Origin of the sequence: Puniceicoccus vermicola, assembly GCF_014230055.1 — a bacterium.
In the GTDB taxonomy this organism is placed as follows: Bacteria; Verrucomicrobiota; Verrucomicrobiia; order Opitutales; family Puniceicoccaceae; genus Puniceicoccus; species Puniceicoccus vermicola.
On record NZ_JACHVA010000086.1, the window covers coordinates 1 to 15,324 of the forward strand.

Genomic DNA, 15,324 nt, shown 5'->3' on the forward strand with positions numbered 1-15,324 from the left:
CTTTTTTTTCACTTCCGGATAGACCTCTCCCATCCACTGCTTCACCTCAGCCGGGCGTTGCTCGTAAGCCTTCTTCAGTGGTCGCTGGGGAGTGAAACCCCAGCGAGCCAAGACTACACTCATCGATTGAAGTCCATACTCGATTTTAAACCGGTTTTTGATCAGCTCTCTCACGGCTTCCCGCGTCCAGAGAGCGAAACGCAGCTTCAATTGATCCGGGGTCTTGTCGGTGATAAGCTTTTGAATCTCTTTCTCTTGATCCGCAGTCATCTTGCGTCCACTTCCATCTTGCCGACCCCGCTTGCCCTTACCGATAGCCGCCCAACCCCCAACCTCAAAGCGTTTCCACCACCGATTCACCGTGGGCTGGGCCACACCAAAATCCTTGGCAACCTGTGTTTGTGTTCGGCCCTTTTTCAAGGCACGGATCGCCTGACGGCGCATCTCTTGCTGGGCATCCTGACTCAGCGTGCGGGCATCTCGATTTTCCATCAGTAAAGATCGCTCGATTATGATCTATTTGTCAAGCGAGTTAATAACCCGTCTTCTCTTCGCCTTATTCATGTGTATCCCTTCCGTCAATTTGATCGATTTCGTTTCGCCAGGTTCCGATGATTTGGAAAAGTGGCGTAGGGAACCATCATGGGCGGTCGCTAGAATTAGGTTTTTGATCAAGCTGGGTAGGCTCCAGAGGGAGCTCCGGTGAATTGTATCGAATCGCGAATCATGAACGCTATCCTGAAACTCTTTGGAGTCGTATTGGCAATGGCCTCGGTCTCTTGTTCTTCCGAACGTTTCATTGAAGGAGACTTCTCTTCGGTCGGGAAAGACTACGATCCTCAACAGACTAAGGCGTATGAGATCTTGGGACTTACAACGATGACCTACCAATATTCGGTGGAGCCCCATCATGAGCTGGAGTTCGCTGTCGAATTGATTGATTATTTGGATAAAGATTCTAGTCGGGAAGATGTCATTACCGCCCGTAATGACGGGAGTTCTCCCATTTCCGGGAGTTTTGAAATATATTATTACATAAACCCCTTGAATGGTGACACGATTATTGAAGTGACCAATAAGCCATCCCGGGGAAATGTCGTTTCGCAGTACTTCCGATTGCGATCCGAGACTTATCAGAAAGTGAGATCCGCGCGGCCAGCATTGGCCTTTTCTTCCGATCCGAATCTGCGATGGATCTCTGAGAATCAAGCAGAGTTACTGAAGTTTCGGGGGTATGGTGATAACGACGGGGAAGATCTCATTTTGTCGTTGGAAATCACCGCTGAATTGAAATCGAGCTCCAGTGAGAGCGGGGGAGGAGAGGGAGTTTCCTCTCACTGAGGCCGGAGGTGAAAGAAGAATTTTTCCATGTTTAGATCAATGCGGGATACACGGACGATAGTCCGAATGGGACTCGTTTAGGGACTCATCCACCCCTCCACCCCCGACATCGTCGGGGGTCCCCCTCCCGTGCGAGAATATCCTTATACACAAGCCTATAGCTCTGGACGGTCTCGAAAACGCAAGAACAGGGGAGCGCGGCATTCATTCCGCGCCGCATGCCACTCAGGCCTTTCGCCTTAGATTCTGAGGGAAACTTTTCATTCGCAGCGAATCTGACGGGGCGGAATGAATTCCGCGCTCCATTTGGGGCATACTCCTACAAGATAACTCAAAGTTATTGCAGGAAAACGTTAGTCTAGGAAGTTGTGTGTAAGGATATGCCTGCATGCAGGGGTGAAGTCTCGGTCAATACTTGAGAGCCCCTTCGACTGGCAGAGTCGTGCATCTAATTGCTTTAAAAGACTGCAGTCTCGGTTGATAAAGAAAGTAACTTTATCGAAATTGTTGTGAGAAAAGGGCTGAAAACACTAATTGCGGGGATCGTTCTCGTATTGCTCGGGCTCTTTGTTATCCCCGCGGTCATTCTCTTGGCGATCTTTCTGCCGGACCACGAGGACCTTTCCTTTCAAGTGCCTGGTCAGGTCGAGATTTCGGTGGAGGAACCGGGAAACTACTATCTTTGGAACGACTATGTAACTTTTTTTGAAGGGAAGAGCTATCGCCGTTCCGAGGAAATTCCCGATGGTTTGGCGATTGGTGTTCAGGGGGAAGATGGAAAGGAAGTCGTTTTTCACAGGAATTCGTCCGTTACGTTGGACTTTGGAGACCGACAACAGAGGAGCGTTGGATATGTCTCGGTTGCGGATCCCGGGACTCTTTTGATATCTGTTTCCGGTAACTTCGAACCGCGTATCTTCTCCTTTAGCCGATCCCGTTTGTTTATGTTCTTCGGACTGATTTTTGGAGGCGTTGGCGCATCGATTCTCTTGTCTATACTAGGTGTCGGGGTTTCCATCTGGGGGATCGTCAAACTCGCCAAGAATCCACCGCCCAATGAGGTTGAAGGATCCTGAGTCGGAGACTACAGGATGGATGGAGTTCGTTTAAGGGCTCCGGCCACTGGGCCTAAGGAGCTCCTGACCCGCTGGCTCTGATCCCTGGGCCGACTTGTCGAAGGGGTACCCCGATATTCTTGCTTGGATCGAACCTGGGGCCACTCGAAGGGCGAGGAGTTGCTTGTTCGCAGAAGTCTCGGCTAAGGATTTTGGAAATTTTGCAAGATGGTGGGTGTGGTCATTGAACTCATTTTTGTCGCCCGGAAATTCCGAGGTGATATATCTTAAGAAGGTGACATCTGTGGCTACAGATCGGGCCTATCGCATCCGTGCGAAAGCATTTGGTGCGAGTCCGCACGTCCTCATTGAGGATTCGGCAGGTCAACTTGCTTGGATCGTCAGGGGCAGGTGGTTTGTTGTTTTTGGGCAAAAATATGACGTCCTCAATTCAGCGGGGACCAAGATTCTCTCAGCCAAACAAGAGCACCGAGTTGCCGAGGTTTTCTACTCGATCCGTCGGGGCGAGCGGCTAATTGGCGCCGCGGGAGTTTCAGTGACTAGCTCGTCAGGTTTCATCGAGATGGGGAGAAGCCCACGAGCTAAGATTTCGTTTGGATGGGGAATGAAGCGATCGCTGACGTTAAGCGACAAGGCAGGTCCTTGGGCAAAGGTCGACAAACGGATGTCCGGGTGGGATGTGACTCTGTTGAAGGAGGATGAACCGATTGTACTCCTGACCGGAATGGCAATCATCTTTGCCGAATTCCGCACCCGGGGTTGATAACTTTTCAGAGGAGGACATTCTCGACCGAAGTGTCTTCAGGTTCCTTCGGTGGGGGCGAAGCCCAGGGTCTGTAAGCAATCTTCGATGGAATATAGAGTCTGAGTGGGGCGATCGGGGGGCGAAAGCCTCCACTGAGTCGGCTGTGAGTCGGTCGTGACCTCAATCTGGATTGTGGGGCCGGAAGTTGTGGTCGCCGTCCAGCCGTAGCGTTCGAGAGCCCGTTCGGTCCAGAGTCGGTGGGGATCGGGGCCGGCTAGGTGGACCGGAGGGCCGGAACGCGTCTTGGGACGAAAATTTCCTTGGGAAATGTCGAACTCGAGAGCAGGGGAGGGGAAGGTTTTAGCGAAGGCACCTTCGAGAACCAAATCTTCGGGCGCGCCGCCGGTCCATTTCCCATCGGCGCTGAGGAGCCAAATCCGATCGGCGTGGCGGAGGGCGCTCTCGAGATCGTGAGTGGTCAGGAGGATGGCGATCTTTCTGGTCCGGGCGATTGCGGCGAGTTTTCCAAGTATTTCGATCCGTGAAGGAAGGTCGAGGAAGGCTGCAGGTTCGTCGAGGAAGGCCAGAGCGGGTTCTTGGGCAAGAAGGCGGGCGATCGAAACACGTTGCCGTTCTCCGTCACTCAATTCACCAATGGGCCGATCGCGAAATTGTTGGCTGGCCGTGTCACGAAAAGCGGAATCAATCGCAGCCTGGTCATTCGGTGTCAGCTTGCCGGCCCAGTTCGAATGCGGATGGCGCCCGAGGGAGACCAACTCCCCCGCCGTCATGCCTTCGGGGGAAGATTCGCGAGTCGGGAGAACGCCGCGAACACGGGCGAGTTCTCGGGGAGAATAATCAGAGAGGTCACGTCCAGCGATCGACACGGAACCGCTGATCGGCGGGAGAAATCCGCAAAGAGATCGGAGGAGGGTGCTCTTTCCGGCTCCATTTGGACCGAGGAGGCAAACGAGTTCTCCACGGGAGAGGGTGAGATTGAGGGGGCCCCCGAGTTTGCGCTCATGCTTGGTACCGAGGTCGTGCCCAAACGCGAGGTTTTGGGTTTGGAGGATGAGATCTGAAGTCAAATTACTCACGACAGGGATCTTGTGGTGCGACTTTTGAGGAGGACCCAAATGATGACGGGGGCACCGATGAGGGCGGTGATGGCATTGACCGGTAGCGTCGTCGAGGTTCCCGGAAGCCTGGCGATGAGATCGGAGAGGAGCGCGAGGGAAGCTCCGAGGGTCAAGGTGACGGGGATGAGCTTGCGATGGGATTGGGTGCGCAGGAGACCTCGGGCGAGGTGGGGAACGGCCACTCCGAGGAATCCGATTGGACCGCAGAAAGCGGTCACGGCTCCAGCAATTATGGCGGCGCTCGAAAGAATGCGGATCCGAGTGCGTCGGGTATTTTCTCCGAGAGCCGTAGCCTGCTCCTCACCGAGAAGAAGGACGTCCATCGATTTGAACTGTAGGGATCCGAAGATGACGGCGAGACCGGCTGCGGTGAGAAAGACCCAAAACTGGTTCCAGGAAACGGTTCCAAACTGACCAAAGCTCCATGAGATGAAGGCCTGAAGCCGTTCGGGCATGGCAAAATAGATAAGGATGCTGACGATGGCGTTGATCAGGTAGGCCAGCATTAGGCCGATGATGAGGAGGGTCATGACCCCAATTCGTGAGGTGAGGGCCAGAATGAGGGCGAGAACGGCTCCGGATCCGATGGAGGCAGCGATGACCGTAGAGAAGGCTCCGCCTCCGGCCAGGGTGCCCAGAAGGCCAGGTCCAACCGGTGCGGCGACGAGCATGACGATGGCAACACCGAGGCTGGCCCCGGAGTTTACTCCGAGAATGTAGGGATCCGCGAGAGGGTTGCGAAAGACGGTCTGCATCTGCAGACCGGCAAAGGCCAACCCCGCCCCAGCGACGGAAGCGGTCAGAGCACGAGGGAGGCGGATATTTTGGAGAATGTAGCCCTCTGCGGTATCTGGACCCAGTCGCCCGGTGAGGAAGAGGAAAACGTCGTGGAGCGGGATGGTGACGGAGCCAAAGGCAATCGCGGCGAGAAACAGCGATACCAAGAGAAGAAAACAGCCCCAGCGAACAATCATCGAAAAGAGATGAACTTAGGGCAGATCGAGTCGCGGCTGCAAATCCCAAAAACTGGACCTGGGAGAACCTTTCGTTGGCGTCAGGTCGAGGGGGAAGATTTCGCGAGAGTGACTAGGGTTTCCGAGAGTTCGGTTGTCGAAAACGGCTTGGTGATGAAGGCGTTGACCTTTTCGGTGAGGCAACTATCGCGGATTTCGTCCAGAGCGTAGGCGGTGATGGCTACGATCGGAACGTCATTCCTGTTCTGAGAGGAAAATGTGTCGGCCCGGACAGAACGGATAATATCGAGCCCGCTCTCTTCCCCGAGGTGTAAATCCATGAGGATCATCCCATACGATTTCATGCGCAGTTTTTCCTCTGCCTCGCGTCGGTCATGGGCAATGTTTACGGACTTTGCTCCGGCTTTTTTGAGAAATTTCTGCAGCACCTCGGCGTTGTTCGAATCATCTTCAACGATCAGGAAATCGATCGGCAGGGAAGGGATCTTATTCTGAATGGAAAACCGATTTTGCAGTTCGGCAGGGAGGACTGACGGTTCGGAAGATTCCCGGAGAGGCAGGCTCAAGGTAAAGGTGCTACCTTTCCCGACCGTGCTCTCTACCTCGAGAGATCCGCCCATGAGTTCTGCAAGCCGCTTGCAGATCGCAAGCCCCAATCCGGAGCCCTCAAACTTCCTGCGGAGGCCATGATCGACTTGCTCAAAGGGGAGGAAAATAGATTTCAGGTTTTCGGGAGGAATCCCGAGACCGGTGTCGGCGACCTGGACCTCAAGTCGATGATCTCCGCCCCCGAGAGGGAACAGCTCTCCGCGAATCCGAATTTCTCCGACTAAGGTAAACTTGAGGGCATTCTCCATGAGATTGGAGAGGATCTGTCGAATCCGGTCGGAATCTCCTATCACCAGTTGATCGAGTTCAAGACCCATTTCGAGGGTGATCGAGACTTTGTTGGAATCGATGCGGGTGCGGAAATTATCGGAAAGGGCTTCGAGTTCGAGGGCGGGGTTGAACTCTTCTTCGGCGATCTTCACCCGGCCTCCTTGAATCCGGGTGAAATCGAGGATGTTCTCCACCAAGAAGAGGAGTCTCTCGCTATTCTCCATGATCCTCTTCGTGCAGTGGTCACGTTCATCCGGATCGGCATCTTCCTCGAGTAGTTGAGAAAATCCGACAATCGCGTTGATCGGAGTGCGGATTTCGTGACTCATGACGGCGAGAAAATCGCTCTTGGCCCGTGCCAATTCTTCTGCCTCGCGGGTCTTCTTTTTGAGCTCTTCATTTTTCTCCTGGAGAGCCGTCATCTGTTCCTGAATTTGGTTGAAGCTCTCGTTGAGTTCCTGAGCCATGAATTCGAAAGAGCTGAAGAGGCGGCCGATCTCGTCCTTACGCGTTACGTCTCGTTTTCGGAGCGTTGGAATTTCGCCTGGGTTGTAAGCGATCATCTCGTGAGACAGGCGTCCGATGGGCCGGATGATGCGGTAGGCTAATACTGCAACGATGCACATGGCAAATCCGAGGATGGCGATGACCGTAACCGAGATGGCTCCGAGGAGGAGGTGAATCGGCCGGAAAATGGAATCCAGGGGAATGACCTGGACGAGGGTGGCATCGACCCCGGTAGCGAGGTGGGGATCCAGGCGGGAATGGGAAACGAGGTATCCTCCATTTCGGGAGGTGATCATATTGCCCTGACGGGATCGGGAAAGTTCGCGCAATTCGGCGGAGGAAAGAATCTCGACTGCAGTGCGACTTTTCCTGCCCTCGGTTTCCGGAAGATGCTCGAGTAGGATGTCTGCCTCCTCGTCGATGACGAAGAAATGAGCCTCCTTTGTGTCTGGATTCAGGGTTCTCAGGATGTCGTCGAGATCCAGGTCCAAGGCGAGGATACCGATTGTGAGGTCGTTCTCATCGAAGATCGGTGCAGTGAGTCGGAGGACTGACTCCTGACTCGATCCCAAGGCGGTGCTGGATTCGACAAAAACCGGGATTTTAGCCATGGCGTTGAGAGGATCGAGGCCTTTCTCGAACAAGTCACTGCTGACCTCTTCTCGATAAGGGGCCTCCGATCCTTGGCTCATGATCATGCGGATGCGGAAATCGAGACCGATAATGGCGGCGGAGGAGAATTCCGGATTTCGTTCGAGGAAACTCTGCATCCGCCTTTGTGCACGATCCACCTTGTCGGGAGATTTCAGGTCCTTGAGATAGTCGCGCAGTTCGCCACGATGAGATAAACGGAGAGCTTGTAGGGCGGCTTGCTGGGTGCGGGCGGAAAGGTGGGCGGATTCAACATTCACGATCTCCTGATGGTAGGCGATGGCCCGATTCAAGATCTCGGTGCGAACGATGGAGCGCGTCTGGATGACGAGGAGGATCGCGGCTAGAGAGAGAACTGAAAAGAACGCCAGTAATAGGCGTAGAACGACCCGGTTTGGTAGTCTCATAGGACGGGTTCCAGTGGAAGGCCCATGGCCTCATCGGCACGGGCTTGGGCGAGCCTCAGCGCTTCTTCATTCGTCATTCGCCCGAGTAGGGCGTCGTGAAAAGTGGTTCCTAAAATGTCTGCGAGCTGTGTCCAATTTTCCAGGCGAGGGCGAGCTTCCTCGGAAGTTCGGTCATTGGCAAAAATTTCCCGGCTCGTGCGGAGATATTCTGAGGACTGAGCAACTCCTGCGGGAGGTTTTCGGTAGAGATTTTCAAGACCGGAATCTGCGAACATCTCGTAGACATCGGAGGAAAGGAGCACTTTAAGAAGTCGAAGCGAACGTTGGCGTTCATCAGGAGTTAAGTTCGCCGGAAGGCCTAGGTTCCATTGGCCCAGAGGGACCTTCTCGGAGAAACCATTCTCTCCCGGAGGAATGGAGTAGCCGACACGTCCTGCGACTTGGGAAGCTGGATCGTGCTCGAGGGTCATCGCCCGGGCTCCCCAACCGTAGGTGAATGCGGATTGTCCGTTTTGAAACCGTTCGATTCGTTGATCCCAAGCCATGGTCAGAACGTCGGGAGGAGACACTGCAAGGAGTTCTTGGAGGAAAACGAGTACTTTTTCCCCAGTTTCAGTGTCTATCTGCGGCTCACCCTCATCATTGACGATAGAGCTGCCAAAAGAAGCGTAGAGGTGGGCTATGGTCTGCCCGAAGGCCTGACCGCGAAGACCATTCCAGCATATGCCAAAACGATTATCCTCCGGAGAGTGGAACAATCGGGCCTGCTCCAGCAATTCTTCAAAGCTCCTCGGGGGAGCCAGTCCTTCGGCCTCTAACCAATCTTTTCGGTAAAACATCAGCTCGAAATGGGGTTGAATCGGGATCCCCAGGAGCTCTCCCTCATAACGGCTACTCTCGATTGTTTGAGGGTAAAAGGTTTTCGGATCGATCCCGATCTCCTCCAAATCTTTTTCAGATATCGGATCGAGGATATGGTTCTGGGCCAGATGCGGAAGCCAGAGAATATCAAAGGATACTAAATTGTAGAACGACTCGGAATCCTGAGCGTTTCGAATGATTGAGCGTCGGGTGTTTGAATAGCGTTCAATCTTCAGGTTAACCGGATCCCCGAAGGAGTCTTCAATCTTCTCCCAGTTTTGCTCTAAAACATAGGCAAATGGGTCGCCGACAAACAGGATTTCAGCGGGACGATCGGGCGGACCTTCGAGAGATTCATCCTGGGTGCAGCCGAGGAAGAAAAGAAGTGGGGTGGAGAGAAAACCGAAAAAGAAAGAGGTCGAGACCCGATTTTGGAGCGGTCGTGAGCTCGGTGAACTCTCCTGGTTCCTCGGCATTACGATCCTGGATCGTCAGCCGCGGAGGAGATTGATGATCGCATTGCGGAATCCTTCCTTTGAGGAGGGCTTTGCCAGTGTTCGGCAGTATCCATGATCATCAGAAGCGAGGTTTTCCTCGGAAGGGGGGACGACGCAGGTCAGGAAAAGAACAGGAGTACGCAGATGCCCGGGGATCTTCCGTATTTCGGAGAAAAGTTCCCAGCCATCCATTTTCGGAAGCATGACATCGAGCACAAATAGGTCGAACTCTTCCTGTTCAATCATCTCCAAAGCTTCTTCGGAAGATTTAGCCCAGAATAGGCTGGCATATGAGCCACGCAAAAATCGCTCGACCAGGTAGTGCTGGTCGGAATTGTCTTCAACGAGAAGGATTCGGAGTCCATCCGTGATATGAGAGAAAGTGAGGTCGAGGGACGGGGCCTCTTTAACCGGGGTCATATTTGAAACGTAGACCCGAATTCGCTCTGTTTCAAGTAAATTAGGGATTTCCCTCGGCTGCGGAATCGGTGGAATCGATGCTATTCAACAGGTCGAAAAACGGACTCCCAGAGCCGATCAGGATACGGCTATTTCCCCCGAGGCCTTTGTCGTAGGCTTGGAGGGTTCGCAGGAAGCGATAGAACCCCGGATCCTGATTGTAAGCTTCCGCGTAGATCCGAATGGCCTTGGCTTCGGCCTGTCCACGAATGACTTGCGCCCTCTGCTCTGCCTCACTGCTGATCCGGGCCAATTCGCGTTCCATCTCCCCGAGGCGTTGCTCGGCGCGCTTTTTTCCGTTCGAACGGAAGCCAGCTGAGATTTTCTGCAATTCAGCGTTCATCTGGGCGTAGACGTTCGACTCGATTTCCTGCGTGTAGTTCAGCTGTTTGATGAGAATGTCCTCGAGCGCGATTCCGAGACCGATTTGAGCGAGTCTTTTGCGAGCTTCCTGGAGGATGCCTTGGAGGACAATCGGGCGTCCGGCAAGATAGGCCCCATCGGTGGACTGGTGCAACTCGGGGAGATCGCTTCCGAGAGTGGCGACCTCTTCTACGGAGATTTCTTCGAGATCGCCCGAATCGAGCTTGATGGAGAGCTCCTCGGTTTTGATGTCGAGGATGCCGTTGCTGCTCCGGATCACCTCGTAGAGATCGTATTTGGCAATTTCATCCTTCACGGCCCCGGCGATGATTCCGTTGAGGCGAGTGTCTGCTTGGTTGATGGAATTGACCGCTTCGAGAAATTGTTTCGCATCGTCGATGCGCCAGCGGGCGGTGACGTCGACGTTTACCGTTTTGCGGTCGCGGGTGATGGTCGTGGTTTGGCGTCCGTCCCAACGCTGGAGACGTGAATCGAAACGGCGCACCTGCTGCCACGGCCTTTTGACGTGAAGGCCAGCTTGGGTAACCGGATCGCCCACGACTTCACCAAATTCGGTGATCACGGCTTGTTCCCATTCACTGATGGTGTAGAGGCTGGTCCAGGCTGCGGCGACCAATACGATGGCGGCGATGAGTCCGAGGATCCAGAGGACGGCGGGATTTCGTTTGCGGGCGGCGGTCATTGTTTCAGTCCTCCTTCATTTAAATTGAGCAGGGGTAGAACCCCTTTCATGTCCTCATCGACAATCCAGACTTCGCCGACCTCGGGCAGTCGTTTTTCCAAAGTTTCGAGGTAGAGGCGCTGGCGGGTCACTTCCGGTGACTCTTCGTAAGCGCGCAGCATTTCGAGAAAGCGGTCCGCGTCCCCCTCGGCCCGGTTGACCCGGCTCTCGAGAAACCCTTCGGATTCGAGGACGATACGCTCGGCCTGCCCTTGCGCCCGTGGGACGTTCTCCTGGTATTCACGGGAGGCTTCTTCATAGAACCGCACGGCATCCTGCTCGGCTTTATTCAAATCGTTGAAAGCGGCTTGGACTTGGGCGGGAGGACTGACGAAGATCAGATTCACCTCGTTGATTCGCAGCCCCATCTTGAACTGGTCGGCTTGAGCTTGAATCAATTTTCTCACCCGCTCCTGAATCTCGGCCCGCCCAATGGTGAGGATGGGAATACTGGCGCGGTCGCCCATGATCTCTCGCATCACTGACTGCGAAATGTCCCGGAGCGTCGCGATGGGGTCTTTGACGTTAAAGAGGAACTGCTCGGGGTTTTCTCGGCTGAACTGTACATCCCAACCGGCGAGGACGATGTTGAGGTCACCCGTCAGCATGGAGGATTCATCGTCGTAGCCCGACTCGGTGATTCGCCCCCCAGGTCCGCTACGATAGCCGAACTCTTGGACATCGACCCGCCGAGTCTTGACCTTGACCATTTTGTCGATCGGGTAAGGCAGGTGGAACTGGAGGCCGGGTCCCACGGTCTTTACCTGCTTGCCGAAACGCAAAAGGACTCCTTCTTCGTCGGCATCGACCTGATGGAAGCTCGTGGCGAGGACCAAGCCGATCAAGAGGACGATGGGGATCCAGATATACTTCCAGAAATTAATTTCGGCTTCACGGCCGTCGGGGAACTCAACTCTCACAATGACCCGAAGGAGAAGGGGGTTCGGACTCCTGTCAACGAATTGCGGGAGAATCGCACAAATGAGCTTGTGCACGGACAGGGAAGGGCGTTCCCGATCGACTTTAGTCGTTTGGGGTTCCTGGGGAGAGCTATCGATTGCCGACGCGGTGCGGTGTCACTGTTGGGTTCGGGCGTTTTCTCGTCGTTGGCAGTGGGGAGAATCGCCCGACTCAAGTCATGCGAGAACGGGAATGCGAGGAAGGTAGCGAGAGTTTCCAAGCTTCGTTCGTTCGCTTCGCAGGACCCGTCTAGCTCTCGATTTAGGGCACAGGCCGGCAGCCTGTGGTACGCTTCTGCGGACTTAGAAGTACCGCGCTTCCTTCATCTTGTTCATGGCTTTCTCGCAGAATGGCTTCAGTTGTCCTGTTAAGTCGCCGCACTTCGGGCTATACCCGAGAACCGACTTTGTGAAGATTCCACTTGGTTTTTGGCAAAAACTTCTGCTATCTCCATGAAATGAAACGTTTCCACCTTTTCCCTTCAGTTTTTCTCCTCGGAATTTTCGCTGCCTCTGCTTCTCTGCAAGCGCAGCAAGCGGTGATCACCCAAAACTACGGTACGCATCGCCTCGGGGTGGGGGCCAATTACTGGGTGTCTCTTTCCGATATTGATGTCGACGATGTCGATGACAACGGGTTCTCCTACCTCATTTCTTACCAATATTGGAAGAATCTGGTCGGATTTGAGGCCGATGTAGAATTTCTGCCTGACCGTTTCGGTGAATCGGCTTGGGCTCCGGAGGCTTATATCCTTTTCGGTGAAGGAATTTATGTAGCCGCTGGGATCGGCTGGATCAATGAAGATGGCGATTGGCAGGATAAGCCTTTCTACGCCCTCCGCATGGGATTTGATTTCGAACTGTTTGCCAGTTTCTACCTCGATCTCTCGGCAAACTATCGCTTCAACGATACGGCCGACCTGAAAAACTCGGACACCAAGGTCGATACAGACACGATCTTTCTGGGTGCCTCTCTACGCTACGCATTCTAAGTTCGGCCGCATTGCGGCGATTCTCTGTTTGAGGTGAAGTTCGTAGCCCTCTGGCCGAACGGATACCGCCTTGACACCCTTTTTTAAGCGATTCATTCTTCGCGGTTTTTCACCATTCCCATGTCATCCGACCAAAAGCACACAATCTCAGTTCTCGTGGAGAACAAATTCGGGGTCCTCGCCCGGGTTGCTGGAATGTTCAGCGGCCGCGGCTTTAATATCGAGACTTTGAATGTCGGTCCGGTGCATTTGGAAGGGCTTTCCCGGATCACCGCAACCATTCTCGGGGACGATCAGGCTCTGGACCAAGCTCTCAAGCAGCTCAACAAGCTGGTCAATGTCGTCGAAGTAGAGCACTTCACCGAAGGCGCTGCCGTCGCCCGCGAACTGATTCTCCTGAAAGTCTCGGCCGATTCCAAGACTCGTCCGGAAATCATGCAAATTTGCGACATTTTCCGTGCCAAGGTGATCGATGTCAGCGCTGAGTCGGTCGTTCTCGAAATCACCGGGAATGACAGTAAAATTAAAGCGTTCCTCGATCTCGTCGATCCATTCGGCGTTCAGAAAATGGCCCGTACCGGAGTCGTCGCCCTCGAGCGTGGCGCCAACTCCTAAACTCCTAGCTCAAACAACTCTCAACCTTTCAAAATAAATACTATGTCAGCTACAGTCTATACCGAGAAGGATGCGGATCGCGAGATCCTGAAAGATAAGACCCTCGCCGTAATTGGTTACGGGTCCCAGGGACACGCACACGCGCAAAACCTGAAAGACAGTGGTTACGAGGTCATCATCGGCCTGTACCCCACCAGTAAGTCGCGCGAAGTCGCAGAAAAGCAAGGCTTCAAGGTATTCGACACCGCAGAAGCGGTTCAAAAGGCTGACGTCATCATGCTCGGTGTTCCGGACATGGTTCAGAAGAAGGTTTTTGAAAACGATGTGGCTCCAAACCTGACCGCTGGCAAGACGATCGTCTTCTCCCACGGTCTGGCGATCCACTACGGCCTGATCGACGTCCAGTCCGACGTTGACGTGATCATGGTTGCTCCAAAGGGTCCAGGTCACATCGTCCGTGCGCAGTTTGTCGAAGGGAAGGGCGTTCCCGCATTGATCGCGGTTCACCAGGACGCTTCCGGCAAGGCCAAGGATGTGGCTCTCGCTTGGGCCGACGGCGTAGGCGGCACTCGTGCCGGCGTCATCCAAACCTCTTTCAAGGAAGAAACCGAAACCGACCTCTTCGGTGAGCAAGCTGTCCTCTGTGGCGGTGCCAGTGCTCTCGTTCAGGCTGGATTCGAAACTTTGGTCGAAGCCGGTTATCAGCCGGAAATGGCTTATTTCGAATGTCTCCACGAGTTGAAGCTCATCGTCGACCTGATGGTTGAGTCCGGTATCGCCGGAATGCGTTTCTCGATCTCGGAAACCGCGAAGTACGGGGACATCACCCGTGGACCTCGTGTCATCACGGAAGAGACCAAGAAGTCGATGGCCAAGATCCTCGAAGAAATTCAAAGCGGACAGTTTACCCGTGAGTGGGTGAAAGAGTACGAAGAAGGCCTCCCGAACTACAACAAGATGCTGGAGGACGGCGAGAAGCACCCGATCGAAACGACCGGTCAGCACCTTCGCAGCTTGATGCCTTGGGTTGCTAAGCGCAACCTCAAGGGTTCACAGGCTAGCTACAACGGGTAACCCCGTTCGGCCTGTAGGGTCGCGGCTTTCTTGGGCATGAGCGCAGAGACGGTCATCTTCGCCAGTCGGCGCAGTCGTCTCGCTCGTGCCCAGGCATTGCTCGCGGAACGTGCCGCGATCGAATACGATCCGTCCTGGGTGACGGGTCTGCTTTGGCTCACTACGACCGGTGATCGCCAAACGACTTGGTCTCTCGAAAAGGAGGGGGGCAAGGGACTGTTCACGAAGGAAATTGAGGATGCAGTCCTCTCCGGAGAGGCGGACCTAGCGGTTCACAGCGCCAAAGACCTCCCGACAGAGATGCCGGAGGGATTAGGGCTTGCGGCCTTTCTTCCGCGGGAAGATCCCCGGGATATTTTGATCCTCCGCGAGGGAGTGACGGAGCCGAATCGGATTGCGACGAGTAGTCCGAGACGAAGGGCTCAATTGCAGCGATTGTTCCCGAAGGCTGAGTTCTCCGAGATTCGGGGGAACGTGGAGACACGTCTCCAAAAGATCAAGGAAGGGGAGGCGGAGGCGACAGTGCTCGCTTCAGCAGGGCTTCACCGTCTGGGCATTCGCCCGCCCGAGGGATTGGTTTTTCGTCGTCTGGAAGTCAGCGAAATGATTCCGGCTGTCGGGCAGGCCGCTATCGCGCTCCAGACGCGCGTCGAAGATCTGGAGAAATTCTCGGTGTTGGGCTGTGAGAAAACCAAAAAAGCAGTGGTTTGTGAGCGAGCCTTTTTGCGAGCGCTCGGCGGAGGATGCCACACTGCATTTGCCGGATACTACGACGGAACCATTTTCCATGCTTTCCACGAGGCTCACGAGCGTCGTGAAATTCAAGTTCCGACGTTGGAGGAAGCCGACCTCCAAGACTTTTTCGCCGAAGAGTTCGTCGATTGGATCGATCAATCCGATTCCTAGGATCGTAAGAGCTCTCAGGATTGGACGGGAGAGGGGCTGCCCGCTGAATTGGTCCTCACGGTGTAACTCCTATCGTTGACCCGTCCAATGGTCAGTGATCGCTGAATCCCGGCGTCCAAGGGTATTCCTATCGGTAA

15 protein-coding genes are annotated in these 15,324 nt (G+C 54.4%); 7 read left to right on the plus strand and 8 right to left on the minus strand.

What is annotated here, in order from left to right:
* Positions 1 to 492: winged helix-turn-helix domain-containing protein (locus H5P30_RS11050; RefSeq protein ID WP_185691585.1), on the minus strand; the 492-nt coding region annotated here is incomplete at its 3' end.
* 234 nt (positions 493 to 726) lie between these two features.
* On the opposite strand from H5P30_RS11050, the gene H5P30_RS11055 reads away from it, so the two are divergent.
* The 3 genes from H5P30_RS11055 to H5P30_RS11065 all read left to right on the plus strand — a co-directional run bounded on the left by H5P30_RS11055 (position 727) and on the right by H5P30_RS11065 (position 3,180).
* Positions 727 to 1,341 (plus strand): hypothetical protein, encoded by a 615-nt coding sequence (locus tag H5P30_RS11055; protein ID WP_185693004.1) that lies wholly within the window; start codon positions 727 to 729, stop codon positions 1,339 to 1,341.
* Positions 1,342 to 1,850: 509 nt separating this feature from the next.
* Positions 1,851 to 2,417, plus strand: a complete 567-nt coding sequence (locus tag H5P30_RS11060; RefSeq protein ID WP_185693005.1) for a hypothetical protein — start codon at positions 1,851 to 1,853, stop codon at positions 2,415 to 2,417.
* Between the two features lie 283 nt (positions 2,418 to 2,700).
* Positions 2,701 to 3,180: a hypothetical protein gene (locus tag H5P30_RS11065; RefSeq protein WP_185693006.1), complete on the plus strand. Its 480-nt coding sequence runs from the start codon at positions 2,701 to 2,703 to the stop codon at positions 3,178 to 3,180.
* A gap of 38 nt (positions 3,181 to 3,218) precedes the next feature.
* On the opposite strand, the gene H5P30_RS11070 is transcribed toward H5P30_RS11065, so the two are convergent.
* The 7 genes from H5P30_RS11070 to hflK all read right to left on the minus strand — a co-directional run bounded on the left by H5P30_RS11070 (position 3,219) and on the right by hflK (position 11,636).
* The gene (locus tag H5P30_RS11070) at positions 3,219 to 4,259 is read right to left on the minus strand and encodes an ATP-binding cassette domain-containing protein (RefSeq protein WP_185693007.1); all 1,041 of its coding nucleotides are present in this window, start codon (positions 4,257 to 4,259) and stop codon (positions 3,219 to 3,221) included.
* On the minus strand, positions 4,256 to 5,275 hold the full coding sequence (locus H5P30_RS11075; RefSeq protein WP_185693008.1) for a FecCD family ABC transporter permease: 1,020 nt from the start codon (positions 5,273 to 5,275) through the stop codon (positions 4,256 to 4,258). Before H5P30_RS11075 ends, H5P30_RS11070 begins: the two co-directional genes overlap by 4 nt.
* Before the next feature lie 80 nt (positions 5,276 to 5,355).
* Positions 5,356 to 7,719, minus strand: coding sequence for an ATP-binding protein (locus H5P30_RS11080; RefSeq protein WP_185693009.1), 2,364 nt, complete (start codon positions 7,717 to 7,719; stop codon positions 5,356 to 5,358).
* On the minus strand, positions 7,716 to 9,056 hold the full coding sequence (locus H5P30_RS11085) for an extracellular solute-binding protein (protein WP_185693010.1): 1,341 nt from the start codon (positions 9,054 to 9,056) through the stop codon (positions 7,716 to 7,718). The genes H5P30_RS11080 and H5P30_RS11085 overlap by 4 nt, the downstream gene beginning before the upstream one ends.
* 15 nt (positions 9,057 to 9,071) lie before the next feature.
* Positions 9,072 to 9,497 carry a response regulator gene (locus tag H5P30_RS11090; RefSeq protein ID WP_185693011.1) on the minus strand — a complete coding sequence of 142 codons (426 nt, stop codon included), beginning with the start codon at positions 9,495 to 9,497 and terminating at the stop codon, positions 9,072 to 9,074.
* 40 nt (positions 9,498 to 9,537) lie between these two features.
* A complete protein-coding gene (hflC, locus tag H5P30_RS11095; protein ID WP_185693012.1) occupies positions 9,538 to 10,602 on the minus strand; it encodes a protease modulator HflC in 1,065 nt (354 codons plus the stop codon).
* Positions 10,599 to 11,636 carry an FtsH protease activity modulator HflK gene (gene hflK / locus H5P30_RS11100; RefSeq protein ID WP_185693013.1) on the minus strand — a complete coding sequence of 346 codons (1,038 nt, stop codon included), beginning with the start codon at positions 11,634 to 11,636 and terminating at the stop codon, positions 10,599 to 10,601. Before hflK ends, hflC begins: the two co-directional genes overlap by 4 nt.
* A gap of 422 nt (positions 11,637 to 12,058) precedes the next feature.
* Here hflK and H5P30_RS11105 point away from each other — a divergent pair, with 422 nt between their 5' ends.
* The 4 genes from H5P30_RS11105 (at position 12,059) to hemC (ending at position 15,187) form a co-directional block, all read left to right on the plus strand.
* Positions 12,059 to 12,592, plus strand: coding sequence for a hypothetical protein (locus tag H5P30_RS11105; RefSeq protein WP_221774346.1), 534 nt, complete (start codon positions 12,059 to 12,061; stop codon positions 12,590 to 12,592).
* A gap of 120 nt (positions 12,593 to 12,712) precedes the next feature.
* The gene (gene ilvN, locus H5P30_RS11110; RefSeq protein WP_185693014.1) at positions 12,713 to 13,207 is read left to right on the plus strand and encodes an acetolactate synthase small subunit; all 495 of its coding nucleotides are present in this window, start codon (positions 12,713 to 12,715) and stop codon (positions 13,205 to 13,207) included.
* Between the two features lie 42 nt (positions 13,208 to 13,249).
* Positions 13,250 to 14,281 carry a ketol-acid reductoisomerase gene (gene ilvC, locus H5P30_RS11115; RefSeq protein ID WP_185693015.1) on the plus strand — a complete coding sequence of 344 codons (1,032 nt, stop codon included), beginning with the start codon at positions 13,250 to 13,252 and terminating at the stop codon, positions 14,279 to 14,281.
* Between the two features lie 36 nt (positions 14,282 to 14,317).
* Positions 14,318 to 15,187, plus strand: a complete 870-nt coding sequence (hemC, locus tag H5P30_RS11120) for a hydroxymethylbilane synthase (RefSeq protein WP_185693016.1) — start codon at positions 14,318 to 14,320, stop codon at positions 15,185 to 15,187.
* Positions 15,188 to 15,324: the final 137 nt, after the last annotated feature.